Raw genomic sequence first — 26965 nt, 5'->3', positions numbered from 1 at the left:
GTGCCTTCGATCCATGTTTACAAAGACACCCTTTGGTTTTACATTGTCTCAACAATACTCCGATATTTCTGCCTTGTTGCCAACCCGCCGCGAATATGCCTTTCCGACTTATTCGTCATGAGTATTTCATTAACGGCATGATACAACTGTTTATTGACATAAGGTAAACGGTCCTGCAGATCTTTATGAACAGTAGATTTACTGATCCCATATTTTAGAGCCGTTTCTCTTACAGTTGCTTTTGTCTCAATGGTATAATAAGCCAGCTCGATTATTCTATCTTCAATGTATTGCTGCATCCTATGGGCCCCCAAGCTTGTTTTTTCTAATATATGCTTGTTTGTCCCATGTTATGTCTAGTACAGCCTTGCATAAAGTTCGTTTAATATCAGTACCAGCGATAATAACGGGTGCAGATTTAAGTGAAATCTATGCAAGGTTGTACTATTTACTAATACCCTTCTGTTCTTCTTATTTTACGTAATTCGTTGCGTTTTAATGCACCTTCCCATTCGCCACGCTGATTTTCCGTTTCAATGCTTAATCGAGGCACACGGGTTGGTTTTCCTTCTCTATTAAGTGCTACAAATACCATATAAGCCCGGTTTATCGGTCTGCGGATTCCTGTTAATTCCTCAACATAAGTGTCTACTCTGACCTCCATAGAGGAGTTTCCGACATAAGTAACCCTCCCGATTAAAACCAGTGTATCGTTCTGATAAGCTCCCTCTTTGAATTGCAGGTTATCAATAGCAGCAGTAATAACATCACATTCCGAATGTCTTCTGGCTGTTACTCCGCCTACTATATCGATCCATTCTAAGAGTTTACCCCCAAATAACCTTCCGGTTCCGTTAATATGCTGAGGCATCAGCAGCTGTATTTGCTCCGTAAGGGAATCTTCCACCCGTTTTACTTTTTCCATTTTAGACTCTTCTATATTTTCTTTCACTTTTTTTCTCCTTGTATTGAAACTGTGATTGTACAGTTACTTTTCGACCTAAATTCATCATCACACTAATGTAATGAATGTAAAACATTTGTATGTTTTTGATCCACAAATCATGTAACTAAATTAATTACAGACATTATATTATATACTGCTTTGCAGTCAATTGTCCACTTATTTCTTATCGATAAAAGCTGAGATTTTTGGGGAAAGTCTTTACTGCATAACCATATTATGATAAAATATTTAACAAGTCCATATCTATTATTTTTCTAATAAATAAAATAACACAGCGGCAACTAATGAATATAATCCCCAATAATTCGTAAAAATTGTCTCTCAAAAAAACAAACGCAGCCATTAAACTTTGATTAAAGAAAGGTATGTCATACATAGACTCTTTTCCTTCGTGAAATATGTTTCACATATTATTGTATGACAATAATACATCTACGCAGATGTGTTATGCAATGGGTATTTAAATGAACAAAAATAAAAAAAAGATAGGAATCGTAAGTGTTGTAATTATCATTTTGCTGGCAGTAATAATCTGCGGTTTCCTTATTTTCAACCTGACCAAAAAAACCTCCGGCATGGATGCTGATAACCCGGGTGCAATTGACCTTACCGGTTATTCCAATTCAGGCGATGTTGTAATCAAATCCGCATCTTATCTCTATACAGGGGACGGTAAAATCGATGGTTATCTGGTTACGGTTTCCAGTAAGGGTTACAACGGAAATATTTTAATGGATATTACCTTTGATAATACCGGTAATACGGTTAAATCAATCAATATAAAAGATCAGAAAGAATCAGAGGGTTATGGAGATAAGATTACTGATAATGCTTTCTTAATCCAGTTTATGGGCATAACTGCTCCCATTTCATTAAAAGGACAAACAGCTGCCGATCCCTCTACTGTCGATTCAGAAGATGCGCAAACGACCGAAACAGGCAATGATACAAAGGATACTGCAGAAACTGAAACAACAGATGCGAGTACTTCAGATAATACCACAGAAAAAGGCAATGTATGGGCTGATGGTACATATGAGGCGGAAGAAGCGGAATTTGATGATCAGGGTTATAAAGATAAAGTAACCTTAACGATTCAGAATAATAAAATAACGGAAGTTACCTGGGACGCTTATAACGATAAAGGGGAATTAAAAAGTGTCTTATCTGCAGACGGTGCTTATGAAATGACTGAACACGGGCCGACCTGGCAGGAGCAATCGATTGCCATAGCTAATTTCTTAATTGAGAACCAATCTGTTGATGCCTTTTCCGTAAATAAAGACGGGATAACTGATTCCGTATCCGGTGCCAGTATCTCGATAAATGATTTTATCAGCTTAGTTAAGGAATGTTTAACAAAAGCGGCTCCTGTGGCAACACTTGAGGATACTTTGGATAATACTTCTGATAATACTGCCGAATCTTTGGATTCCAATACTAAAGACACAGCGGAAAATTCCGGTTCAACAGCTTCTGAGGTTACCTCAACGAAGGATGAGACTAAAACGGTACCGGGACAAATTGACGCCGTATCAGGTGCCACTATATCTTCAACTGCAATTGTTAATGGTATTAATCAGGCACAGTCTTTTATAAAAGATTTTGTAATGGCCAAATAACCCTATAATTCAGGGAACAGACCAATAATTTACATTCTTCAAATTATACATTTACATAAACTTGGCATGATACAGAATATAGTTCAAAAACAGCCGTAAGAAACCGCGGTACATAATATACCCCTGTAATTAAGCTTTATTACCGCTGTTTACTTCATAAAAGCATATGTCCGGCTCCGAATGAACTAATCTTTTTGTATCATGCTATCAAAAAATATTCTTCTATTTTATTGTGCTACCGCATCTACATCACTTTCTTTGGAGCTTTCAATTTCAACAACTACTTTATTCGGAAGACATACTATGGTTTCCCCATCCTTATCAATTTGTCTTTGATTTACACAAAGCTTGTCCGGACAAGTTGCATCTACGACATCTGCATGCCCGTCTTTTATGACAAGGAGATTTCGTCCTCCTCTAACTCCAGTTATTTCAAAGGTTGTATCTTTATTCAATGGTAATTCTTTGTATACTTTCCCATCCACTTTTACAACTACCATATCCCCGTCTTTCTTAGTGAAATTCATAAATAGCAAACCGGCAGCAGCAAATACTAATATAATTATAATTAATATGATATCATTTCGTTTCATCACAACACCAAACCTTTCTGCTTATTAAGACAATCAGTCCGATTAAGCTTTCCCTATTATACAATGATGACCGTTCATTATGCAATGCATTCTTGATAGAAACTGTTAAAATACCTAAGATTTGTTACTGTTCACTCCCCTGCAAAAAGCAGCAGTTCCGTGAATAGTAGCTAAGATTTTCCTATCCCTGATACTGTAGAGGATGCTATTCCGTTTAAAAAAAGCAAAAACAGAGACTTTGCTTTCTACATCAAAATCGCTGATTTTGCTTTTTTTGAATATTACTTTCTTTTAATGCACATCAAAATATCTAAAAGCGATTACAAAAACAAATTGGAGCAACAAAAACAATATAATTGCTAAAGTGAAACCTGTCATATCATGTTTTAGATAAAGATAAAGTCCCAGTGCCGCTATACCTAAATTTGAGAATTCTGAAGTTATTGTATAGGCTTTTCCATTAATAAGGATATTTCTTTCATCATCGTCCATGATTTTCGCTCGCGCAACTTTATGGACGAAATGTTCAATAGCAAAGCTGACAATTCCCCACCCTATAAACATAGCTCCTATGGCGATAAAAAACTCTGTTGGGAATGCTTTTATTAAACTTAAAATTAACATAATTATTCCGACACCAATTACAATCAAAGCAAAACATTTTTTACTCTTTCTCATGGTCTACCTCCTCAAAATTAAATAAATTTTCAATTGTTAAGTCGAATATCTGTGCTAAATTATAAGCAAGTAATACTGATGGATTGTACTGACCTTTTTCAAGAGAAATAATTGTTCTTGACGATACTTCCACCAAATCCGCTAGCTGCTGTTGTGTTAATTTCTTTTCGATTCGATACTCTCTAATTTTATTGGATAGTAATACAGGTATTTCTTTCTTCAAACTGTCACCTCCAGAAAATAGTGAAATAAACTTCACGTGAACTTTATTTCATATTAAACCGTTTATGATATTTTGTCAAGTCTAAGAAGTAAGAATTTAACAGTAATTTAATACTGAGCTGCTGATAAAGTTAAAATTTATTCTCTTGATTTTATTTGCATCGACGTTTACACTAAAAGTCATAGATGCAAAATGGCAGAATGCAAATGCTTAATTATATCAAAATGGATGCAGTAAAACAATTTCAGAGCTGAATCTTGCCCAGAGGCCGAAATGCCTAAATAGAAAATAAAAAAGGAGGATGAACTTGACATACAATATTTTAGTTATTGACGATGACAAAGAATTATGCGCTTTAATTAAACAAAGTCTGTTGAAAGAGCAAATAAATTCTGATTGCTGCTACTCCGGTACAGATGGACTTGCTTTGCTTGAAAAAAACGATTACCAGCTTGTTCTTTTAGATGTGATGATGCCGGGAATGGACGGTTTTAAGACCATGGAGAAAATAAGAGCGAAAAGCAGCATACCCATTCTGATGCTCACTTCTAAAAATGACAGCATGTCAAAAGTACAGGGACTGCGGTCCGGTGCAGATGACTATTTAACGAAACCATTTGATATGGAAGAACTGGTTGCCCGAATCATTTCTTTAATACGCAGATACACACGCTTTAGTTCACCTGCTTATTATTCACAGCCTCTTGTTTACAAAGGGCTGACCATAGACTTAGACAGCCGAAGTGTGACCACGCAAAACGGTACCTTTGTATTGCCGCCAAAAGAATTTGATTTGCTGCTCTTTTGCGTTAAAAATCAGGGTAGAATTTTAACCAAGCAGCAAATTTATGAAGAAGTCTGGGGTGAGCCTTATGTCTATGATGACAGCAATATTATGGCTATCATCAGCAGACTTCGTAAAAAGATTGAACCTGACCCCGGAGCACCGTTGTATATCCAAACAGTAAAAGGAATTGGATATCGCTTTAACAAGGAGGTATAGACTATGCTTCTGGATGTGATTTTGGGCATATTATTTTGCTTTGCCCTCTTGTTTAGTATTATGTGCTGTATAAAGCTAATGAGTGTAAAACGGCAGCTTAGCGATATGACTGAGGCTTTGAGTGATATTCAGGCCGGAAACGGCAATCGAAAAATCCTCGCAGCAGACAATGAACTGACCGCAGAGCTTTCATATAAAATGAATGAAATCGTATATGCTTATGAAGAACAGCTTTCTAAACTGCGGGCAGCGGATGAAACGAATCGTCAGCTTATGACCAGCCTTTCCCATGATGTGAGAACGCCGCTTACAACTCTGCTGGGTTACCTGGATGCTGTACACAGAGGGATTGTTACCGGAAAAATGCGCGAGGATTACTTAGAAATAGCGAGACGAAAAGCATATAATCTAAAAGAATATATCAATGTGTTATTTGATTGGTTTAAGCTTAACTCCAGTGAATTCTCTTTATCCATAGAGCAGACGGAGCTTGCGGAACTGACTCGCAATATCCTCAAAGACTGGATTCCTATTTTTGAGGAAAAAAATCTGAATTATGAAATTGAGCTTCCGGAAAAACCATTGTTTACAAAAGTGGATTTGGATGGATATGCCCGCATTATCAATAACTTAGTTCAAAATGTTATAAATCATAGTCAGGCTACACAGATCAAAATTAAAATGGTAAAACAGAACTATGAAATTGAAATCCGCATATCGGATAATGGAATCGGAATTGATAAATACGATTTACAGCATATTTTTGAAAGACTGTACAAATGTGATAAAGGGCGTTCGGACAAGGGAAGCGGATTAGGTCTTGCAATTGTCCGTCAGATGGTGGAAAAAATGAATGGTCGAATCACGGTACAAAGTGAGCAGAACCAATATACCATTTTCACTGTTTTCTTTCCTTTTGATGCTTGAGCGAATCCCTGGCTAACGGAAGGGATCGTTTTTTTTAATTGCAAGGTTAATGCAAGGATGCGGCAAGGTTAATGCAAGATTGGCATGATAAACTGATCCCATTAAGAAAAGGAGGTTCTTTATTTGAGTGATTTTATCATTGAAACCAAAAATCTCACCAAACAATATGGTGAGCAGAAAAGTGTTGCTAATCTGAATATACATATCGAAAAAGGGCGTATTTATGGCTTGCTCGGCAGGAACGGCGCAGGAAAAACCACCACCATGAAAATGCTGTTAAATCTGACACGACCCACTTCCGGAGAAGTCCAGATCTTTGGCAAAAGCATTCAGGGAAACGAAAAGAAAATTCTGCCCCGCATTGGCAGTTTGATTGAAGCCCCGGGGTTTTATCCAAACCTGACAGGCACAGAAAACCTGAAAATATTTGCGCAGCTCAGAGGTGTATCCAAGTCTACCGCAGTCAAAGATGCATTAGAAGTTGTAGGGCTTCCCTATGGCGATAAGAAGCTATTCTCCCAATACTCCCTTGGTATGAAGCAGCGTTTAGCGATTGCCCTAGCTATCATGCATGATCCGGAACTATTAATTCTAGATGAACCAATTAATGGTCTAGACCCCATCGGTATCGCTGAAGTGCGCTCATTTATCCGGGATTTGTGCGACACAAGAGGAAAAACGATTCTGATTTCCAGCCACATTCTTTCGGAAATAGCGCTTTTGGTTGATAATATCGGTATTATCGATCACGGCATACTGTTGGAAGAAGAAAGTCTTGCCGAGCTGGAAGTAAAGAACGGCAAATACATTCATTTCATCGTCTCCGACACAGCACAGGCAGCCAGAATTATGGAGAGAAATTTTAGAGCCAAAAGTTTTACGGTGGAAAATGATCATAGCCTTCGTTTATATGATAACAAACTTTCCGTGGCTGCTCTTAACCGTGCTTTTATTGAAAACGGATTGGAAGTATCCGAAGCGCACACCTGTGAAGATACTTTAGAAAAATACTTTAAGCGTATAACCGGAGGTGAGGGTATTGCGTAACCTGCTTCTCTATGAATTTAAGAAATTTAAACGAAAGAAGATATTTCTGTTCGGATTATTGGCAGCTATCATTTTTCCGCTTATTAATGCCGTATTACTATCGGATTCTAATTTTGCAAGTATCCAATCCGGAGTTAGAGAGGATAACGCCTTTTTACTGTTGATGCCCTTGCTAATTATTTTAGCGGCAAATCTATTTTTTGTAGAGCAGGATAATGACACTTTAAAAAATCTACTGAGTATACCGGTATCAAAAAATCAGTTGGTTTTTGTAAAGCTGCTGGTTTTGTTGATTTTTTCAATTGTATTCCAATTAACGGGATTTGTAATCAGTACAGTAATTGCTGCTTTTCAGAATATTCCTTTGAATAATTTGGGAATTCAACTTTCGCTCACCGCTTCAACAGGGGTGCTTATGTGGGCGGCAGCTCTTCCCTGTGTAGTACTGGTTGTATGGTTTAATAAAAGCTACATCCTCTCTGTGATTATCGTGTTCTTTTACACACTGTTGAATTATGTCATGCATTTCAGTGATGCGGTTATGATGCAGCCTTTTGGCCTAAATACGGGAACGCTTATGCCTGTTCCTATGATTTTTCGATGGTTGTACCAGTTTTATACACCTGCCGGTGAATTACAAACCAAGTTTTACAACCGTTTCAGCCAATATTTTGTGTCGGCACCTATATGCTTTGGGGTGCTCTTAATGGAAGCGGCCGTTTGTCTTTTTTTGATGATACGTATCTACCAGCGTAGGGAAATTTGAGAAAGGGGGTATCTTTTATGCTTCGTATTATAAAAACCGAATTCTTAAAATTAAAGAGATTTCATATTCTACTCATTGGCCTAATCGGTATGATATTTCCCGCCATCTTATCTGTATTCACACAGGCAGTTGCGACCCCGGAAGCTGCGGCAGGAACTTTTGAATTTTCCTCTCTCTTTAGCAGTACCATATGGAATAGTGCAACGATTTTTATGCCTGTTATTTTTACATTGATAGGCGGATATCTTATCAATCGGGAATACACAGATAACACGCTTAAAATTATTTTTCCTGTTCCGGTAAGCTTTAGGCGCCTGCTGTTCGGGAAACTGCTGACGATAGGAATCTTAAGTGTGCTGTTTGGATTATACAGTTATGCAGTAACACTGATCGTCGGATTGTTTTCCGGTATTGCCGGGCTTAATACTACTGTTCTGTTCACTGGGCTTTTTCAGATGTTAGGAACAGCGGCTTTCACATACCTTGCCATTCTGCCCATTGTTGCTTTTACAAGCAGGAAACCGGGGATTTATATGGGTGGCGTTATCGTAGCGTTTCTATTTGGCTATTGCGCCATGTTCATCAAAGATGCCACAGTGCGCAGCCTATACCCGGTCCTATCTGGACTGACTGTTATGGGATTTGACACGGGAACATTCATGAATACTTCAGAACCTGGGAGTCTTGATTTGGCCATTTTATCTTTGACCGCCATGCTTTTATTTTCAATCGTCATAGTGATGCTTATAAAACCGCCACAGGCAGCCTTTCAACGTAAAAAAGCCAAAACAGCAGGGTTGTTCCTCCGTGCGGGGCAGAAAGGCCGATGATTACAAACGCTGGAAAAGGATAGTGATTTTAGAGAAAAACCTTATCCAAATTGTTAAGAAAGCTCCCCGATGTGCATTTCGGGGAGCTTTCTTTCTGATGATGTGTTTATTATTCAGCGAATAACGGAGTTGATAAATATCTTTCTCCCGTATCCGGAAGTAATACTACAATAGTTTTTCCGGCATTCTCAGGTCGTTTGGCAAGTTGTGTAGCTGCCCAGGTTGCTGCTCCGGAAGAAATACCCACTAATAATCCCTCGTTTTTAGCGATTGCTTTACCGGTTGCAAAAGCATCTTCATTATCAACTGTTATAATTTCATCATAAATCTCTGTATTAAGAACTTTCGGTACAAATCCTGCACCAATACCCTGAATCTTGTGCGGTCCCGGAGTACCCTTTGATAAAACAGGAGAAGCACTCGGCTCAACAGCAATAATTTTCACATCAGGATTTTTACTCTTTAAGTATTCACCAACACCTGTTATTGTACCACCTGTTCCAATGCCGGCTACAAAGAAATCTACCTTACCGTCGGTGTCTTCCCAAATTTCAGGTCCGGTGGTATTTCTATGAACTTCCGGGTTAGCTCCATTGATAAACTGTCCCGGAATAAAGGAATTCGGTGTTTCTTTCGCTAATTCTTCCGCTTTGGCAATGGCACCGTTCATACCTTTAGCACCTTCGGTAAGAACTAATTCGGCACCATAAGCTTTTAATAGATTTCTACGTTCAATGCTCATTGTTTCCGGCATGGTTAAGATGATCTTATACCCTCTTGCCGCTGCTACGGAGGCAAGACCGATACCGGTATTACCACTGGTAGGCTCAATAATGGTTGCACCTGGTTTTAAGATGCCCTTTGCCTCTGCATCATCAACCATTGCTTTTGCAATCCTGTCTTTCACACTTCCTGCTGGATTAAAATATTCTAATTTAGCCACAATTTTAGCAGCCACATCATTTGCTTTTTCATAATTTGATAATTCCAAGAGAGGGGTTCTTCCGATTAATTCTGTTAAACTCTTTGCTATTTTTGCCATATTATGATTCTCCTTTATTTTTTATTATTAGAAATATATAATGAATTCATTAAATTCGTTTGGTTTATATATAATCTATCACAGTACTAATTAATTGTCAATGATTATTTTTATATTTCATATATGATTAGTATGAATTTAAGATTGAGATTATTTGAGCCAATGACTAAGCTGTAACGAATTTATATAAGTTCCGTTTTAATACTGTGATTATTGTATTATTTAATTTATTTTTTTATTCAGGATATTAACTAAAAGAGACTGCCGCAAAATTCTACCTATCTTGCCCGGGACCGAATATGAATTGTGTTACGGTCTCAGGCACGTTAAGTTAATTAATTTTGCAACAGCCCGAATTCTTATCATTTTATAGTGGTTATTTTTATCTCTATAATTCCTGTTGTTATTTCAAGGTATATTGTTTTCCGTATCATGTATTACTTTTATATTTATTGTTACCGTAATTTTACCCTGAATCTGCGGATGATTGGTAAGGAACTGCAAGTTGGCCGCCATAGTGGGAATTCTCATTTCATTACTGGTTTTCTCATTTATTCCCAACGGTACACTAAAATAATAATTCGTTTTAATTTCTAAAGTACTTTCTTTTTCACCGTTTGCACAGAGTTCCTGATTTATTTTCTGCGGTAATCCTAAGCTGCTTAATTTTATCTCCGTAATTTCTCCGGTATGAGGTGAAAATTTTCCGATAACAACAGTTCCTTTTACTGCATCTTGATTAATAGAATTCACCATATTATAACCACTAAAACCAGTTAAATTTTCAGGAATTAATTCAAGAATTTTATCCGGTATTCCTATGTCAGGTATACCAATACCCCAGGATCCGTTATGATTTACAATACGCCAATAGGGATTTTCCCCGGTATAAAAGAAAGGTATACTGCCCAGATCATAAATACCCGCTTTGGCACTCTCTGATGACTCCCTATCTTTCTCCTTGGTCAAAGAGTAGTCAATAGCCAGATTAACCAGTCCATTATTAAAATCCTCTAAATGAAAAGCCTCAACTCCGCCAATATTCAAAGTTTTATAATTATGTTCAATATAAGTCTCCAAAGGGTAACCGATATCTTGCTTGGCATGATCAATTATATCCTCGTCTTTTGCATTAGAAATTAATTTAATATTAAAATCATCCGGGTTTTCTTCCGAAAAAATATAGTTGATTACATTGGTTTTATTTAAATTCGTATCTGCCTCCACCGTTGTCGCATAAAAGATGCAAAGGCTGCACATACTTAGACCTAATACAAACAGGATAATCCAATTATGGATTAAATTATTCCCTTTCATGACAATCCTCCGATTTATATAAGATATTTGCCTTATCCAATTTTTTACAGCAATTAATTATACCTTAAATACAAACCGGTTACAAACGAAAACGGGGGAAATCGTTCGACGGCAACATCACACCTTTTTTGATGAAATGCAACGGATTTTTACTAAAAATCACTTATTCAATCCTATATTTTGTATTATCCTATCTGTAATAGCCAAATTCTATTATCATAATAAGGGCGAATCTAATCTATTCTTAAGTAAATGTAGATTAAAAAGCGGTTTCATCCAACACAATTGTAAAAGGCCCGTCATTTATTAAATCCACCTGCATATCTGCTCCAAATTCACCGGCTTCCACTTTACCTAATTTTTCTTTGCAGCTTTTAAGAAAATATAAATATAACTCCTCAGCCTTTAACGGGTCGGCAGCCTGTAAAAAATTAGGCCTGTTACCTTTTTTACAATCAGCATACAAGGTGAACTGGGATACAGCCAGCACTTCTCCCTGTATGTCACTGAGAGATAAATTCGTTTTACCCTGTTCATCAGCAAAAATTCTAAGCTTTAACAGTTTATCAATATATTTATCAATTACCTCTTTTGTATCTTCCCTGCCGATACCGATCAGTAATAATAATCCCTTACCGATTCTGCCGATACAGGTTCCGTCTACAGTTACTAAGGCCTGTTTTACCCTTTGTATTACAATTCTCATAATAACTCCTTATTTTGCAATTTCACTCCAAAAAGAAGTGCCGGCAATGTTTCCCTTAATATCTAAATAGTCCAGTACAGTAGCGGCTATATCGGCAAACGTACTTCTGGTTCCTAAATTTATACCCTGTTTTACAGGAGCACCATAAATTAAACAGGGGATATATTCCCTGGAATGATCCGTGGATTCTGTGCTTGGATCACAACCATGATCCGCAGTTATTAATAAAATATCTTCTTCCCTTAGTCCTGCCATGATATCCGGCAGTTTGGTATCAAAATAAGTTAATGCAGCCGCATATCCCTCAACATCGTTCCGGTGTCCGTAAACCATATCAAAATCAACCAGATTTGTAAAACATAAACCCTCAAAGTCTTTTTTCATATATTCCAAAGTACGCTCTATACCCTCTGCATTGTTTGCCGTTCTGACCATATCCGTAATACCCTGACCGGCAAATATGTCATTTATCTTACCCACAGCCAGTACATCCAGATTTTTTTCTTTTATTTCATCCAGCATGGTGGCTTCAGGTGGTGTAAGGGAGTAATCATGCCTCCTGGAAGTTCTCTTAAAATCAGGGGCTTCTCCTTCAAACGGCCTGGCAATAATTCTGCCAACCCCCCAGTCATTTTGACATAAACTTCTGGCTATTTCACAATAACGGTATAATTCCTGTATCGGTACGACTTTTTCGTGGGCTGCTATTTGAAATACACTATCCGCAGAAGTATATACAATCAGATCTCCGGTCCTCATATGTTCTTCCCCGTAATCTTTAATTACCTCGGTCCCGGAATATGGCCTGTTACAGATTATACCTCTGCCGGTACGCTTTGAAAATTCCTGAAGCAGCGCATCCGGAAACCCATTAGGGAAAGTTGGCATAGGATTTTTAGAAATAACACCGGCTATTTCCCAGTGTCCGATCGTGGTATCCTTACCCTTAGAGGCTTCCGCCATTCTTGCATAAGCTCCTAAAACTTTCTCGGCCCTTTGTTCTTTCACATCCACTCCGTCCAAATGAAATAAACCTAATTCAGCTAAGTTCGGTACATGAAAAGCCTTACTGCCTGACACGGCTTTTAATGTATTACTTCCGGTATCACCAAAATCAGCAGCATCCGGCATTTCACCAACACCAAAACTGTCTAAAACAATTAGAAAAACTCTTTTCATAACATGTCACCCTAACATACCGAAGATGGGATCAACGGTACCGCCACAATAAAAGTATAGTGAAAGATTATTATGTGGCATCCTTTCCTGATTTATATTTTCTTTCACTGTTCTTGTTCTGATGCCGTTTATTCGGCATCTTAAAATTCTTTTTTCACACTAACGCCCATGCCTTATGGGCATAAATCCTGAAGAATAGCCGCATTTGTTATGACCTGGCTTCACATTTCTTACATTTTCCTTAATTTATTTGAATATTCTTTAATAGATATTGTGATACGAAGCGCTTTGTGCTATAATCGCGAATGAGTAACAATAATATATTTGTACTATATTAACTATACTGTCTATGGATATGCTTAACGCAAAATTCCAGAAAGGTTGATTTAGTTGAAAGATCTAATTCAAAAATATAAACACGGTTGGATATTATCGTATTTCTTTATTTATATAATATGGTTTTTTTTACTTGAAAAGAAAGTAACAACCAATTATACACCCGTTCATATATGGTTGGACGATTATATTCCCTTTAATGAATGGTTTGTAATACCGTATTATTTATGGTTTTTCTTTATATTTTCAACTGTGGCTTATTTTTTCTTAAAGTCAAAAGAAGATTTTTATAAAGTCACAGCCTTTTTATTTATAGGAATGACCATTTGTCTTATTATTTATACAATTTGGCCGAATGGTCAAAACTTAAGACCGGATTTATCCACTATCGGTAGGGATAATATATTTATTCGGGTTGTTAAAGCACTTTATGCTACAGATACCTCAACGAATGTATGTCCCAGTATTCATGTATTTAACTCGATTGGTGCTAACATAGCTATACTTCGATGTGAACAATTAAAAAAATATAAATGGTTAAGAATAGGTTCTACAATTCTAACCGTTTTAATATCTCTCTCAACCATGTTCTTAAAACAGCATTCTGCTTTTGACGCAATTGCTGCCATTGCATTAAGTATAGTAATGTATTATTTGGTTTATGGCTGGAGTGACTATAAGCAGGCAGCGAAAACCAAAGAAAAGAAAGTATATGCACAGTATTAATATTAACATTATATATGATTGAATAATATAAAAAGATTAAAATATATGGTTTCAGTTAACTAACTGAAACCATATATTTTTCTCGAAATTTTATATCCGACTTCAACTATTTTACGACCTGCTTTACCAGGCAGATTCATGGATCTGCCTAAGAACCTGTTATAAATCTTTACAAACAGTTTTTTATTCGCATTCTCTAAATAATCCCAAAGTTCCTGTTTTTTAGCCAGACTTTCCTCTGTATTTTCTTTTATTAGAAAAACGGAAGAAACCGTCATCATCATACACAGATATTTGATCATATAATTCCGCAATTTTTTATTTTTAATTAACATAACGTCCGTATCATCAATCATTATTTTCGTAATATAAATCTGTTGGTCAATACGTTTTATCATATTTTTTTCATTTACTGACTGGTCTTCACGGCCTATAAAGTAACGGTACAGATTAACATCCATATAATACATGGTTTTTACATAGGGCAGGGGATGATACACGAAGATATTATCCACATAAAAGGTGTGTTTCGGTAATTTCAATCCACAATCTTTTAATAATTTTGTACGGTAAATTGCTGCATGCATTATAATTTGCTGGCTCTGTTTAAAAAACATAATATCATTCCAGGTAAAGAGTCGGTCCTGTGGCAGAGCTGTTTTATAATCCATTATTTTATGTTTATTGATACTTGGCTTTTCATAAACATAGTTTGCCAGCATAAGGTCCAGACTTTGCCCGTCTTGAACTAATTCCCTTAATTTATCAAGCACCTTTCTAAGAGCAGCTTCATTTACCCAATCATCACTGTCAACCACCTTAAAGTATAAACCTTTCGCATTTAGAAGTCCGGTATTAACTGCTTCTCCATGTCCTCCGTTTTCCTGGTGAATTGCTCTGATTATTTCAGGATATTTGGCGGCAAACTCATCTGCTATTTTTGCAGTGTCATCCACTGATCCATCATCAACGATAATAATCTCTACGTCATTACCACCGGTTAATAATGTTTGGATGGCGTGTTTCATATAGGCAGCTGAATTATAACAGGGTATTGCCACACTTAATAGTTTCATTTTATATCTTCCTCCTAATGATTATAAAATCCATACCTAATTATAAAACATAAAATTTAAACATAAAACAGTATTCCGATAAATTAAGAAATATTAACTTTTAGTAAGGTAAATGTAAGAAATATTTCATTGTTTTGCCATATACCCAATGATATAATAAAAGCGGATGAGGAATACCAAGCATAGTAATATACTAAGTTAATTCTTAGCATTTTTACTAAGAAATATTACAAATAATTTCCGGAGGTTATATATGTCATTCGGTCTAAATTTAGAAAAATTGAGAAAAGAACATAAAATCAGCCAGAGTAAGTTAGGGAGTACCCTTGGCATAACACAGCAGATGATAAGCAGTTATGAAAAAGATATCTCCTCCCCTAACATTGATACTCTTGTAAAGATAGCTGACTATTTTGAAATTTCCATTGACAGGTTAGTAGGTCATATTATTAAATCAGAGAATCCTGAATCCCCCAAGGTACAATTTGACCGTTTATTCGATTCCCTTTCTGCTCAGGATAAGGAACAATGCCTGCTTATAATTAAGACTCTTATCCTTGACAGGGATATAAGCACTGATAAAGTACTATTCAAAAAAACAAGTTAACCACATATTTATTTTAAGTTTTCCGGATTTAAACATTCTAATTCAGGGATAACAAAACGTCCGTCTTTTCGTATTAAAACATCATCGAAATAAATCTCACCACCGCCGAATTCAGGAGTCTGGATACATACTAAATCCCAGTGAATTGCTGATTTATTGCCATTTGGAGCTATGTCGTAACAATTGCCCGGAGTAAAGTGGAAAGATCCCATGATTTTTTCATCAAATAAGGTATCTTTCATAGGAGTTAATACATATGGATTAACTCCTATGGCAAATTCACCAATATATCTTGCACCTTCATCCGTATCAAATACTTTATTAATTCTCTCCGTATCATTCGCAGTTGCATCAATAATTTTACCGTCTTTAAAGGTCAATTTAATATTCTCATAAGTAAAGCCCTGGAATACAGCCGGTGTATTATATGAAAGGGTGCCGTTAATGGACTCTTTAACCGGGGCAGTATATACTTCACCGTCAGGAATATTACACTCACCGGCGCAAGGAATAATCGGAATTCCTTTGATGGAAAAAGTAAGGTCGGTTCCAGGCCCCACAATTTTAACCCTATCTGTTTTATCCATATATGCTACCAGACTTTCCATAGCTTTTCCCATCTTAGAATAATCCAGGTTGCACACATTAAAATAAAAATCCTGAAAGCTCTCAAGGCTGGTATTCGCTAATTGTGCCATTGCGTAATTTGGATAACGTAATACAACCCATTTGGTTTTACTTACACGAATATCATGATGAACCGGAGTGTTATAGTATTTTTCATATAACTCCATATTCTCTGCAGGAACATCCGCTAATTCAGATGCATTATCTGTGCCACGGACACCCACAAAGCAATCCATCTGAGCCATTTCTTTCGCGTCTACTTCTGCCATAAGGCTTAATTGCTCTTTCGTACAATTTAAGAGCATTTCTCTTTGAATCGTCTGATCGGTAAAATGAGGAAATGGCAGCCCGCCGGCCAAATATACTTCTTTAATAATTTGTCCAGCCAATTCTTTTGTAGAATTACCAACATAATGGATATAAACTTTTTCTCCCTTTTTTACACTCATGGAGTAATTCACTAAATTATGAGCTAAAACTTTTATTCTTTCATCCATGTTACAATCTCCCTTTCTAAATTAGAATGTTGTATAACCAGTCAAACTGGTTACTAAAATTTATTTGAATATAAATAATAACTTATTTATTATCTGCTAAATAACTGAAAAACAAATTTCCGGCCTGTTCAAACATTGCTGTTCCGTCATTTAGTCCAATCTTTTTGGACTGGTGAAGATTCGGATCAATCACTGTTATATTATAGGTATCATAACCCACAATCAATACGGCATTATCCTGATCTTTCATGCCTATGACCGGAATATTCTTATCAATATAATAAAGTACTTCATCCAGACTGCACCCTGTTAAATTTAATACAGAATTGCCAATATTCTGGTTCAGCATTTCATTAACCGTACCTGATTTGATATTCCCTGAATTAAAACCGCCGCTTCGGTAATTAAGAAGCATCTGAACACATGCTTTAATACTGTCGACACCGCCTGACGTATAGACAGGCGTAATATTGTTTAAAGCTTTTATACTGCTTCTTACACCCCTTTCCCATACCTTCTGCTGGTTTTTATTCAATACAACACCCGAGGTATTATATGCCTGATTAATCGCATCCCCCGCTTGTTCATATATTCCGGCTATACCCCCAAACGCATAAACTGTGTAGGGTTCGACTATGATTTCCGAATCCTCTAACCTAAGGGTTGTATCCTCATTAATAATTGTGTTAATCGTACTGTAGGACTTTGGTTTTTTCTCCATTTTAAAACCGGATGGCATTGAAATATAATATTCCGTCATTGTTTTCTGCATTGCTCTTGCGGTTAACCCGATTGTTTCCTCTTTATCGGTTACAGTATTTAAAATATTATCCGCTTCACAGGGCTCAAATTTATTAGCTCCTTTTTTCTTTACTCGTTTTAAGGTTATCACATTGTCTTTTACCGTTATATCCGATACATAAAAACCGTCCTTGGAATATTCTTTAAGAATCTGAGACTTAGAATCAGCAATATCTATTTTATACATGGGGACCAATAAGCTTCCGTCTATTTGTTCGGAAATGCTATTATGCTTAACATAACCGTAGATAAAATTATTATCTATTTTACCTAGTAAATTTATATTATCACCGGTAGGTGCCGTAATCTTTTGTTTTGTACCGCTTTCTAAATCCAAAATTATAATTTCAGTGGCTTCCTTTGGATTACTGTTATTCTGCCATGCAATAAAATGATCGTTCTTATTAACAACATAGTCCTCGCTGCTTATATTGGAGGCTATCACTGTTAAAGCTTTTGTGATCAGATTATAAGAGTAAATTTTATGGTTAAGAGCAAAATAATAAACATCCAGTTGATTTACATAACTAAAACTATCCAGTTCTTCTTTTAACATCTGGTAAGTAACATTCATTGGTATATAAACTAATTCTTCTATACGGTTTTCCCCGCTGTAATATTTATATAAAACAATACCTACCCGGCCTTCATAAACACCCCGGTTCATGTAGCCATATACACAAAAGTCAATGTTACCGTCCTCATCCATATTCAGAATTTTAACATCGTGTTCATCGTAAATATCCCTGACATAATCTGTATTCTTTTGCCGGAAAGAAAATACTTTAACTGCCTGGTTCTCAGCTAAATTGTAATACCATAATTCTCTTTGGCTGACAAAAGAAAGTTTATTATTATCGGTACTGGTTACTAGATTCGTATCTTTTTGATTGGTGATGCCAAGTTTTAATTGACTTTTAACTAAACTGGTTAATTTAATATCAAATACGGACTCCATGGTTCGTTCATAATCTAAAAGATACATCCTTGAAGTTGTATAACGTACACGATAAAATTCTTTCACATAATATAACTCATCACCGGATTCCGTTTTTGCCGAAACCATATATTTTAACATAATAGAAGCGGTGTCATCATTAATTTCATTAATTGTGGGTATAACATCTCCCATTACCTTTGGCTTTAGATCTCCCCAATGTATTAAATCAAAACCGGAATGTATATTAACATAGGCTAATGATGTATTATCCGCATCCCCATCGGGTTCCAGATACATTGCTATATTCTCTGCCTTTTTTTTATCCATAATAGCATTATGAAAATCCGTTACAAAATCCATCTTTTCCTGATAGTGGGAGGACGGCTCTAATTTTACTCTGGTGTAATAATTCATTTTTCTGCTTTCACTGGTGACCAGAGTGATCTTGACTGCATATTCAGTTTCCTCTTTTAATTCTGATTTGAATTTTATCCTGGCTGTCTTTTTATTTTCTTCTTTTTCTAAAGCATTTATCGTGTCCGTCTCTAATAAATTATTATCTGATACGGAACGTAATTCATAAATAACACGTTTTACATCATTTTCTTTCCCATCAATTACTACATCAAAGCTTTGTACTGCATCTAAGGGAGTAATAGAATCTCTGACCAAATTGGCACTCAGGTTATTACTATAGCCATGCAGCAGGTTTATTTCATTCTTATCTAATCTTATAGTAAGTATAGGAAAAGAGGTTTCACCCATTTCAATGGTTTTCTGTATATCATACACCTCTTCTTTAATATCCCGCCCGAAATAAAATAGAGAGGCAGCAAAGACAGCCAATAAAATAATAATTCTGTATAATAATTTTAACATAGTTTCACTTCCTTACTGCTTTCGTGGTATAAAATGATCAGATAACAGCTTATATAAAGTCGGCTGAACTCCCAAAAACTTTCTTAATTCTTCATAAGAATTTAGCTTCTCATCTACTATCGAATTTTTAGCATTGCTCACTTGCTTTTTTACGGCACGAATAAGAATATTCTTTGGCGTATGTTCCATATCAATAAATTCTAGTATTTGTGTTTTATACCCGATAATCTCTAAAAGTTCAGCTCTTAAGGCATCCGTTGTCAATGATGCAATACGCTCTTTAATCAATCCATAACGAAATACAGGTTTTAACATATCATTATCCATCTGAGAGTTTAATTCATGCTGACAGCAGGGTACGGATAAAATTACATCTGCATTCCATAAAACAGCTTTATATAAGGCATAATCCGTAGCAGTATCGCAGGCATGAAGAGTAACTACCATATCAACCTTATCCACACCCTCGTAAGAAGCTATATCACCCTCAATAAAAGTTAATTTGTCGTAACCGTAACGGGATGCCAGTTTATTGCAATCGTTAATCACCTGCTTTTTTAAATCCAGCCCGATTACTTTTATGGGATAACCTTTTAATTGTTTTAAATAATAATACATGGCAAAGGTCAGATATGATTTACCGCACCCGAAATCGATAATCGTTAGTTCTCTCGTCGTATCCAAATGAGGTATTATATCCTCCACAAACTCCAAAAAACGGTTGATTTGCTTAAACTTATCATATTTTGCCTTAATTATATTACCCTCGTCAGTCATTACCCCTAAGTCTATAAGAAAAGGAACCGGACTGCCCTCTTTCAGGATATAGACTTTCTCCCGGTTATGGCTTAAGTCAGGTGTTAGTTCAGTTATCGTATCTTTTTTATCAAAGATCTTAGTTTTTATGGTAGCTTTACCTTTTTTACTGATCAATATGGTTAACTGTTTGGTTTGTCTTCTCAAAAGAACCTGCTTCATATAGTTATCTAACCATTCTGACAACCGGCTAAGCAGCTCATCCTTAGTATAGTTACTATGGAAGACCTGCTTATTTTTAAATTCAGAAACCTGAAATATGAATTTCTCTTTCAGTAACACCGGGCGGATCTTAATTTTATTAATTTCCGAGCCTGCCGGCGGATTACTAAGTATCATATCTATAAAATCTATATCTAAATTATTGCTGATTATTTCGAGTATATTCTGATCCATTCAATATTTACCCTTCATTTAAATTGTAACACAATGTTAACTCAGATATGAGAAAGAATTCTTAAAAATCAATCAATTATTTCTTAAGAATTTACTGGTTCACTCTCCTGCAAAAAGCAGCAGTTCCGTGAACAATAACAGACTTCGCGATGCACACAAAACGAGGAGGCAGCGTTTTGGCACTGCAATTCTCCATTAAGTATTTTATCATACTAGTTAAAATATTCCTACTATTTTTAAAAACTTCCTAATCTTAATTTATGCACGGTTCACCTTACATCGCATATATTGGTAAATAAAATGATATTGAACTTTAAGGAGGATCTAATGAAATATTCCTTGCCCGAATATTCACCCTTTAATAACCCAAATGATCAAGAATCGAATATCAGCTTCAAAGGCAGTATGAAGGCTGCATCAAGAAAAGGTATACCAAATTATACAACTGTATTGCCAAATAATTCAACTGGATATTATTATAAACCGTTAGCTAATCCATATTACTCGGACATGGCTGGTAATACGATACAACCTTTTCCAGAATACTCCACTATGCAGACTCAACCTAGGACTACCAGTCCAATGATACCGGATACCATGGTACCAGGCACAACTCCCTCCAATGGTAATGGTAACTCTACTACACCTGCTATGCCTGGTCCTCAGCCTCCTACAATGCCAGGTTCAACAACTCCGGGCATGCCAAGAACTACTCCGGGTATGACTCCCGGTATGCCTGGTAGCGCTCCGACTACTCCAAGTATCACTCCGGGTATGCCTAGAACCACTCCCACTACTCCTGGCATGACTACTCCTCCAAGAACTACTACTCCGGGTATGACCCCTGGTATGCCCGGTACCGCTCCCACTACTCCTGGCATGACCACTCCTCCAAGAACTACCACTCCGGGTATGACCCCTCCCGCAACACCTGGTACTCCCAGAACCACCACTCCAGGTATGACCCCTGGTATGCCTGGTACCACTCCGACTACTCCAAGTACCTCTCCGGGTATGCCTAGAACCGCTCCCCCTGCTCCCGGTATGACTACTCCTCCAAGAACTACTACTCCGGGTATGACTCCTGGTATGCCTGGTACCGCTCCCACTACTCCAGGTATGACTACTCCTCCAAGAACCACTACTCCGGGTATGACTCCTGGTATGCCTGGTACCGCTCCCACTACTCCAGGTATGACTACTCCTCCAAGAACCACTACTCCGGGTATGACTCCTGGTATGCCTGGTACCGCTCCCACTACTCCAGGTATGACTACTCCTCCAAGAACCACTACTCCGGGTATGACTCCTGGTATGCCTGGTACCGCTCCCACTACTCCAGGCATGACTACTCCTCCAAGAACCACTACACCAGGAATGCCATCAATGCCAAATATAACGACCCCAGGTTCACAGCCTGGAACTACTGCTCCGGCTATTCCATCTACTCCCGGCGCAACCAGTCAAAATATGGCTTTTCAGTCAAATGTCTATAACAAACCACGCTATCAGGAATCCTATAATAACTACGTTGGAAACGGTAATACAGATTACGATTATTCCGCTTTTCCTGTATATGGGAACAACGGAATGTATATGGCAGATATGAACCCATACCGCGTACCTATGGGTGTTCCTATGATGCCTTTATATGGATATGACAACTGTGAAGATGGTGATAAAGACTGGGATTATATGAAACAAATGTATCCGGTTACCGCTAAGAAGTTACTTAGGGAAATTGAAGATGAATGCGACAAATTAGAGTATGATGGCAGCTGTATGTTTGACGAATATCCTGATAAAGTTTATTTAGGAAGAATTGTTGACAGAATTTATACCAAATTCCAATACATGGAAGATGAAAACGAAATAAGTGCTGAAAGCATCTCTTCTGTAAAATCTGATTACGATAATAAAGAAAAGTCGGTTAAATCCAACCAATATGATGTAGACTGGCGTCGTGATCGTAGGGATCATAGAGACCGCCGTCCAAGATGGCTAAGAGATCTAATTGAAGTATTATTATTTAATGAAATTTTGAACCGCCGCAGACGTTACAGAGGAAGAAGACGCTGGTTCTAGAATCGATATCTTATATCAAAAGCCAGTCTGCTTATATGAATATCAAGATATCCTTATCTTCCGGCTCTTATGTTAAAAAGTTACTCCCCTTTATAGTAGTTTACAAAGGGGAGTATTCTTATAATACTTCATGATATTATCTTAATAAATATTTAATAACCTCCGTTTATGACCGGTGTTCCTAAATATACATGAGTGGTATCCATTGCTTCATCATAATTCATAGCTACATGAATGTTTATCTTTGTACCCATTGAAGTTACATATTCATCTAGCAGGCCGCTATATGCGTAAATAGTAAATAAATTCTCTTTCCTGTTTTCATAAGCAACCTTTCCTTCCAGATTCTGAATCATATTATCCGCAATCTTATTCATAGTATCCAGACTTAACTTACCTTTATAGTTACTGGATAACTGCATCGTTGTTTGAACCTCTTTAGTATTCAAATCTTTGAATACTTCTTTTAATAAATCACGATATTTTAATAAATTATCCATATTTTTATATAATTTAAGATTAACCATAAGATAATGATTCATCTCATCTGACCCGGAAGAATTTTCTTTTTTTATACTTACAATTTTAATTAACGTTTCAGCGTTTTTACCTATTTTCTCGGTATATACTTCACTATCATCACCGTTTTTATTTACATTTATTTCTTTCTCCACATTAAGTCCAATTTGATTAGCAACATATAAAATAAGTTCCTTTTTGTCTGCTTCACTTAAATAACCTGTTCCATAATCTGCTGCCATTTCCAACTCAAAAGATGAAACTTCTGAATTCGTACTGACAAAAGCTTCAAGGATATTACTTTGCGGCCGCAGCATTGTATTAACTGCAACCTGCATAATAACTGCAATCCATAATATTCCAATAACATATATTGTTAATTTTGTCTTTTTCTCAAATAACAATTGCTTCAACTGCTTTGATAGACTATTTGCCGCATTCATTTTGGTAACCTCCAAATTAACGGTCACTGCATTGCCTAGTACCGTTCAAATCTAAATCGAGTTCTGATTACTGAGTAACAAAAATAAATCTTTTCCAGTATTCTATCCTTAATTTAAAAGTTTATACAAATGGAGTGTTAACGCACCCGGAGAACTTACCTATATAAGAAAAAACGCGCTTTGCGAGTGTGTCGGTCCGCATGCGCGTTTATTAATATAAGTAATTGTCAATATAAGTTAATCCTCGATTAAATTAATTCTTCTTATGTGCCTTTCATCATTGGAAAACGGCGTATCTAAAAAGGTATCTACTATTTTAAGTGCCAACCCAGGTCCGACTACCCTTGCACCCATTGCTAATATATTAGCATCATTGTGGGATTTTGTTGCTTCTGCGCTAAAACAGTCATGGCAGAGTGCTGCTCTTATTCCTTTTATTTTATTAGCGGCTATGGAAATTCCAATTCCTGTACCGCAAATTAAGATCCCTAGTTCACATTCTTTACTTAAAACTGCTTCCGCAACTTTTTTAGCATATACAGGATAATCACAGGATTCTTTTGAGTAAGTTCCAAAATCCTTGAATTCTATATTTCTTTCCTTTAAATGCTCCATTACTTCCTTTTTCAGTTCAAAGCCGCCATGATCACTGCCGATTGCTATCATACTGTTTCCTCCTCGTTAAGTTTGTATACGGTTTTTTTCACTAAGCGTGCCAGTTCAACATAACATTCTTCATAATCAATCAAAGTACCACCGTAAGGATCGGTTACATCACCGTTTTCTCCTACAAATTCTTTTATGGTATACACATTGTCCGTATTCTCAAAATTATCTATAATACTCTTTTTTTGTTTGTCCGTCATAGTTAAAATAAGGGTATTCTCATCAATATCAGAATTTTTTAATCCTTTGGATATATGCCCCTCCAGTTGCAGATTATGGCTTTTCAGTACAGTATCTGCCTTGGGGTTGGATGGCTCGGAAAATAAAACTACCAGTCCCCTGGACATCACCTTTATATCACTGTTGGTTTCCAGGCTTTTATATATTGTTTCTGCCATTGGACTTCTGCAAGTATTACCGGTACATACAAATATGATTTTTTCATATTTTATCATATAAACCTCTTTTCTGGATATACAATTCGGAAGCCGAATTATCCGTAAATAAGCTGCTATATAAATTCTTCCAAGTTAAACTTTTTCTATATGATATCCTGCTGCCTTTAGCAATCGATTCATAATAGCTTGTCCTAATCTATTATTAGAAAAACTTTCTGTAAATATATAATCAGCTCCTTCTGAATCAAAATCCCTTAAAATTTCAAATAAACCTCTTGCAATGGTACTTTCATCTTTTCTGGTCCCTATGGTTTTGACTGACCCTTTTTGATAGTATGAGAAAGTTTCATCCGTTGCTATGATACCTACCTTAAACCCAGCTTTAAGTTTTTCTTCAGCTGATTGATTAATGGCATCTATAACGCTCTTTATATTTCCTTCGTATATGGTAAGATCTCCTTTGGGAGCATAATGTTTATATTTCATACCCGGTGCTTTCGGTTTCACTCCAGCGTCCTGCACCCGGGACAGAACAGCCTTGTCATATTCTACTTCACCTACCACCTGCTTAATCATTTCTTCCGTAATATAACCAGGTCTTAATATCGTAGGTATCTCAGCGGTTACGTCAACGATCGTTGATTCTAATCCAATATCTACTTTACCACCGTTAATAATCATATCAATAATTCCGTTCATATCCTCTATAACATGTTCCGCTTTTGTCGGGCTGGGTCTTCCTGAAACATTAGCACTGGGAGCAGCTATATAAATACCGGACTTTCGTATCAGTTCATATGCTATTGGATGGGACGGCATTCGAATAGCTACCGTATCCAGGCCTCCGGTTGTACTATACGGCACCTTGCTGCTCTTATTAAAGATTAAAGTAAGGGGGCCCGGCCAAAAGGCCTCAGCCAGTTTTCTTCCATTCTCCGGACAATCGGCAGTTAATTCATTTAAAGCATTAAAATCAGCGATATGAATGATTAAAGGATTATCCGACGGTCTTCCCTTGGCAGCATAAATCTTACCGGATGCTTCTGTATTTAATCCGTCCGCCCCTAAACCATAAACCGTTTCCGTTGGAAAAGCTACCAGTCCTCCTTTGCGAAGAATCTCTGCTGCTTCTTTTAATTCCGTTGTATTAAAATTATTACTGTCTATTGTTACTATCTGTGTTTTCATTCTTATTCAATCCAGCTTCCGTTGTATAGATCATCTGTTGGCATATTTACTACCCCATATAAACATTGGTTATTGAAATGTCCTTGTTTAATCCGGGCAGCGAATCCGCTGTAAGATTTTTAAGGCAGTTAAATATAATTTATAACTGCACATTTACGCACATTATAACACTATAATTTTGATTATGCTATCATTATTTGTCGAGCAGCTTATTTAGGTAGGAAATTAACCCCAGATGAATTGCCCAAGCCATTTTATCCTGATACTTTTCGTCTGTTAACAAAGCAGCCTCCCCATAATTGGATAAATATCCACATTCTACAATTACGATAGGGCATTTTGTCTTTCTTAACATATAGTAGCTATCGTTAGCTTTTGCTACCCTCTTATTTCCATCCTGCAAACTTTTCTTTAACTGTTCCTGCATAATTTCGGCAAACTCTTTGCCCGTATCAGAGCTGGTATAATAAAATACCTGAGAACCTTTTATACTTTCCTGAGTAAAACTGTTCTGATGTATACTTATGGCAAGAAATGCATTGCTGTTATTAATAATATCCACACGTTTTCTCATATCGGCAGCTTTTTTATTGGAATCACCTGAAGAATAAAGCCCGCTGTCATCGCTTCTGGTCATAATAACTTCAATGTCATTTTGTTCCAGAAGTTTCTTTAGCTTTAAGGCTATGGATAAATTAATATCTTTTTCTAAGGCTCCGTTGACTCCTACCTTACCGGGGTCCACTCCTCCATGTCCCGCATCTAAAACTATGGTAACTTTCTCTTTTTGCTTCGGTGAGTATTTGGCAATTCCATCCTGTTTCATAACATGAATAGCCGGTTCTGCTAACAAAAATACAGATAAACTAATCATAATTAAAAATAAAATATTGAAATATCTTTTAAAACCTTTCCTTTTCATATATTATACCGGGGTCCTATGCTTTACTATATTCTATGAAAGGAATTTCTCAGCTATGAGTTTTGTCTTAAATAGTTTCACAAAAAATCAAACGAGCCAAAAGCCTCGAATATGAGCTGTAAAAATAACAAGACCGCTATTCT

The 26965-nt window shown here is 36.6% G+C and carries 27 protein-coding genes; 9 read left to right on the top strand and 18 right to left on the bottom strand.

All coding sequences use genetic code 11. The features are described 5' to 3' along the window. Nucleotides 1-38 precede the first annotated feature (38 nt). Together spoIIID and RBU59_RS16680 are read right to left on the bottom strand one after the other, a co-directional pair. The gene (gene spoIIID, locus RBU59_RS16685) at nt 39-299 is read right to left on the bottom strand and encodes a sporulation transcriptional regulator SpoIIID (RefSeq protein WP_308143638.1); all 261 of its coding nucleotides are present in this window, start codon (nt 297-299) and stop codon (nt 39-41) included. Between the two features lie 152 nt (nt 300-451). Beyond that, nucleotides 452-925 (bottom strand): acyl-CoA thioesterase, encoded by a 474-nt coding sequence (locus tag RBU59_RS16680; RefSeq protein ID WP_308148594.1) that lies wholly within the window; start codon nt 923-925, stop codon nt 452-454. Nucleotides 926-1431: 506 nt separating this feature from the next. On the opposite strand from RBU59_RS16680, the gene RBU59_RS16675 reads away from it, so the two are divergent. Beyond that, nucleotides 1432-2589 (top strand): FMN-binding protein, encoded by a 1158-nt coding sequence (locus tag RBU59_RS16675; protein WP_308143637.1) that lies wholly within the window; start codon nt 1432-1434, stop codon nt 2587-2589. A 227-nt stretch (nt 2590-2816) separates the two neighbouring features. On the opposite strand, the gene RBU59_RS16670 is transcribed toward RBU59_RS16675, so the two are convergent. The 3 genes from RBU59_RS16670 to RBU59_RS16660 all read right to left on the bottom strand — a co-directional run bounded on the left by RBU59_RS16670 (nt 2817) and on the right by RBU59_RS16660 (nt 4083). After that, on the bottom strand, nt 2817-3182 hold the full coding sequence (locus RBU59_RS16670) for a NusG domain II-containing protein (RefSeq protein ID WP_308143636.1): 366 nt from the start codon (nt 3180-3182) through the stop codon (nt 2817-2819). 291 nt (nt 3183-3473) lie between these two features. Beyond that, nucleotides 3474-3860, bottom strand: coding sequence for a hypothetical protein (locus tag RBU59_RS16665; protein WP_308143635.1), 387 nt, complete (start codon nt 3858-3860; stop codon nt 3474-3476). Then, the gene (locus RBU59_RS16660; protein WP_308143634.1) at nt 3847-4083 is read right to left on the bottom strand and encodes a helix-turn-helix transcriptional regulator; all 237 of its coding nucleotides are present in this window, start codon (nt 4081-4083) and stop codon (nt 3847-3849) included. Before RBU59_RS16660 ends, RBU59_RS16665 begins: the two co-directional genes overlap by 14 nt. 301 nt (nt 4084-4384) lie before the next feature. On the opposite strand from RBU59_RS16660, the gene RBU59_RS16655 reads away from it, so the two are divergent. From RBU59_RS16655 to RBU59_RS16635, 5 genes are all read left to right on the top strand, one after another. Beyond that, nucleotides 4385-5086: a response regulator transcription factor gene (locus RBU59_RS16655; RefSeq protein ID WP_308143633.1), complete on the top strand. Its 702-nt coding sequence runs from the start codon at nt 4385-4387 to the stop codon at nt 5084-5086. A 9-nt stretch (nt 5087-5095) separates the two neighbouring features. Next, nucleotides 5096-6013, top strand: a complete 918-nt coding sequence (locus RBU59_RS16650; protein WP_442871714.1) for a sensor histidine kinase — start codon at nt 5096-5098, stop codon at nt 6011-6013. A gap of 123 nt (nt 6014-6136) precedes the next feature. After that, complete coding sequence (locus RBU59_RS16645; protein WP_308143632.1) at nt 6137-7060, top strand: ABC transporter ATP-binding protein; 924 nt, start codon at nt 6137-6139, stop codon at nt 7058-7060. Beyond that, nucleotides 7053-7826, top strand: a complete 774-nt coding sequence (locus tag RBU59_RS16640) for an ABC transporter permease (RefSeq protein ID WP_308143631.1) — start codon at nt 7053-7055, stop codon at nt 7824-7826. The genes RBU59_RS16645 and RBU59_RS16640 overlap by 8 nt, the downstream gene beginning before the upstream one ends. A 17-nt stretch (nt 7827-7843) precedes the next feature. Next, nucleotides 7844-8656, top strand: coding sequence for an ABC transporter permease (locus RBU59_RS16635; RefSeq protein WP_308143630.1), 813 nt, complete (start codon nt 7844-7846; stop codon nt 8654-8656). A 109-nt stretch (nt 8657-8765) separates the two neighbouring features. Here the strand turns inward: RBU59_RS16635 and cysK are convergent, their stop codons facing one another. From cysK to RBU59_RS16615, 4 genes are all read right to left on the bottom strand, one after another. After that, the gene (gene cysK / locus RBU59_RS16630) at nt 8766-9698 is read right to left on the bottom strand and encodes a cysteine synthase A (RefSeq protein ID WP_308143629.1); all 933 of its coding nucleotides are present in this window, start codon (nt 9696-9698) and stop codon (nt 8766-8768) included. A 408-nt stretch (nt 9699-10106) separates the two neighbouring features. Continuing rightward, complete coding sequence (locus RBU59_RS16625; protein ID WP_308143628.1) at nt 10107-11015, bottom strand: hypothetical protein; 909 nt, start codon at nt 11013-11015, stop codon at nt 10107-10109. A 259-nt stretch (nt 11016-11274) separates the two neighbouring features. Continuing rightward, nucleotides 11275-11721, bottom strand: coding sequence for a D-aminoacyl-tRNA deacylase (gene dtd / locus RBU59_RS16620; protein ID WP_308143627.1), 447 nt, complete (start codon nt 11719-11721; stop codon nt 11275-11277). A gap of 9 nt (nt 11722-11730) precedes the next feature. After that, nucleotides 11731-12900, bottom strand: coding sequence for a phosphopentomutase (locus RBU59_RS16615; RefSeq protein WP_308143626.1), 1170 nt, complete (start codon nt 12898-12900; stop codon nt 11731-11733). Nucleotides 12901-13290: 390 nt separating this feature from the next. Here RBU59_RS16615 and RBU59_RS16610 point away from each other — a divergent pair, with 390 nt between their 5' ends. After that, on the top strand, nt 13291-13962 hold the full coding sequence (locus RBU59_RS16610) for a phosphatase PAP2 family protein (protein ID WP_308143625.1): 672 nt from the start codon (nt 13291-13293) through the stop codon (nt 13960-13962). Between the two features lie 59 nt (nt 13963-14021). Here RBU59_RS16610 and RBU59_RS16605 read toward each other — a convergent pair whose 3' ends face one another. After that, nucleotides 14022-15038 (bottom strand): glycosyltransferase family 2 protein, encoded by a 1017-nt coding sequence (locus RBU59_RS16605; protein ID WP_308143624.1) that lies wholly within the window; start codon nt 15036-15038, stop codon nt 14022-14024. A gap of 253 nt (nt 15039-15291) precedes the next feature. On the opposite strand from RBU59_RS16605, the gene RBU59_RS16600 reads away from it, so the two are divergent. After that, nucleotides 15292-15645, top strand: a complete 354-nt coding sequence (locus RBU59_RS16600; protein WP_308143623.1) for a helix-turn-helix domain-containing protein — start codon at nt 15292-15294, stop codon at nt 15643-15645. An 8-nt stretch (nt 15646-15653) separates the two neighbouring features. Here the strand turns inward: RBU59_RS16600 and RBU59_RS16595 are convergent, their stop codons facing one another. The 3 genes from RBU59_RS16595 to RBU59_RS16585 form a co-directional block, all read right to left on the bottom strand. Then, a complete protein-coding gene (locus RBU59_RS16595) occupies nt 15654-16769 on the bottom strand; it encodes an aminopeptidase (RefSeq protein WP_308143622.1) in 1116 nt (371 codons plus the stop codon). An 82-nt stretch (nt 16770-16851) separates the two neighbouring features. Then, nucleotides 16852-19389 carry a hypothetical protein gene (locus RBU59_RS16590; protein ID WP_308143621.1) on the bottom strand — a complete coding sequence of 846 codons (2538 nt, stop codon included), beginning with the start codon at nt 19387-19389 and terminating at the stop codon, nt 16852-16854. 12 nt (nt 19390-19401) lie between these two features. After that, entirely contained in the window at nt 19402-20601 is a 1200-nt protein-coding gene (locus tag RBU59_RS16585; RefSeq protein WP_308143620.1) for a class I SAM-dependent methyltransferase, read from the bottom strand. Nucleotides 20602-20928: 327 nt separating this feature from the next. Between RBU59_RS16585 and RBU59_RS16580 the strand changes: the two genes are divergently transcribed. Further along, nucleotides 20929-22686 (top strand): hypothetical protein, encoded by a 1758-nt coding sequence (locus tag RBU59_RS16580; RefSeq protein WP_308143619.1) that lies wholly within the window; start codon nt 20929-20931, stop codon nt 22684-22686. A gap of 152 nt (nt 22687-22838) precedes the next feature. Here the strand turns inward: RBU59_RS16580 and RBU59_RS16575 are convergent, their stop codons facing one another. From RBU59_RS16575 to RBU59_RS16555, 5 genes are all read right to left on the bottom strand, one after another. Beyond that, entirely contained in the window at nt 22839-23648 is an 810-nt protein-coding gene (locus tag RBU59_RS16575) for a YwmB family TATA-box binding protein (RefSeq protein ID WP_308143618.1), read from the bottom strand. Between the two features lie 237 nt (nt 23649-23885). Continuing rightward, nucleotides 23886-24314, bottom strand: coding sequence for a ribose 5-phosphate isomerase B (gene rpiB / locus RBU59_RS16570; protein WP_308143617.1), 429 nt, complete (start codon nt 24312-24314; stop codon nt 23886-23888). Beyond that, nucleotides 24311-24769 carry a low molecular weight protein arginine phosphatase gene (locus tag RBU59_RS16565; RefSeq protein WP_308143616.1) on the bottom strand — a complete coding sequence of 153 codons (459 nt, stop codon included), beginning with the start codon at nt 24767-24769 and terminating at the stop codon, nt 24311-24313. Before RBU59_RS16565 ends, rpiB begins: the two co-directional genes overlap by 4 nt. Nucleotides 24770-24844: 75 nt before the next feature. Further along, nucleotides 24845-25900 carry an L-threonylcarbamoyladenylate synthase gene (locus tag RBU59_RS16560; protein WP_308143615.1) on the bottom strand — a complete coding sequence of 352 codons (1056 nt, stop codon included), beginning with the start codon at nt 25898-25900 and terminating at the stop codon, nt 24845-24847. Between the two features lie 193 nt (nt 25901-26093). Further along, a complete protein-coding gene (locus RBU59_RS16555) occupies nt 26094-26822 on the bottom strand; it encodes an N-acetylmuramoyl-L-alanine amidase (protein ID WP_308143614.1) in 729 nt (242 codons plus the stop codon). Between the last annotated feature and the right edge of the window lie 143 nt (nt 26823-26965).

This window comes from Anaerocolumna sp. MB42-C2 (assembly GCF_030913705.1).
GTDB lineage: Bacteria > Bacillota > Clostridia > Lachnospirales > Lachnospiraceae > Anaerocolumna.
This window is presented reverse-complemented; position numbering and strand designations above follow the sequence as displayed.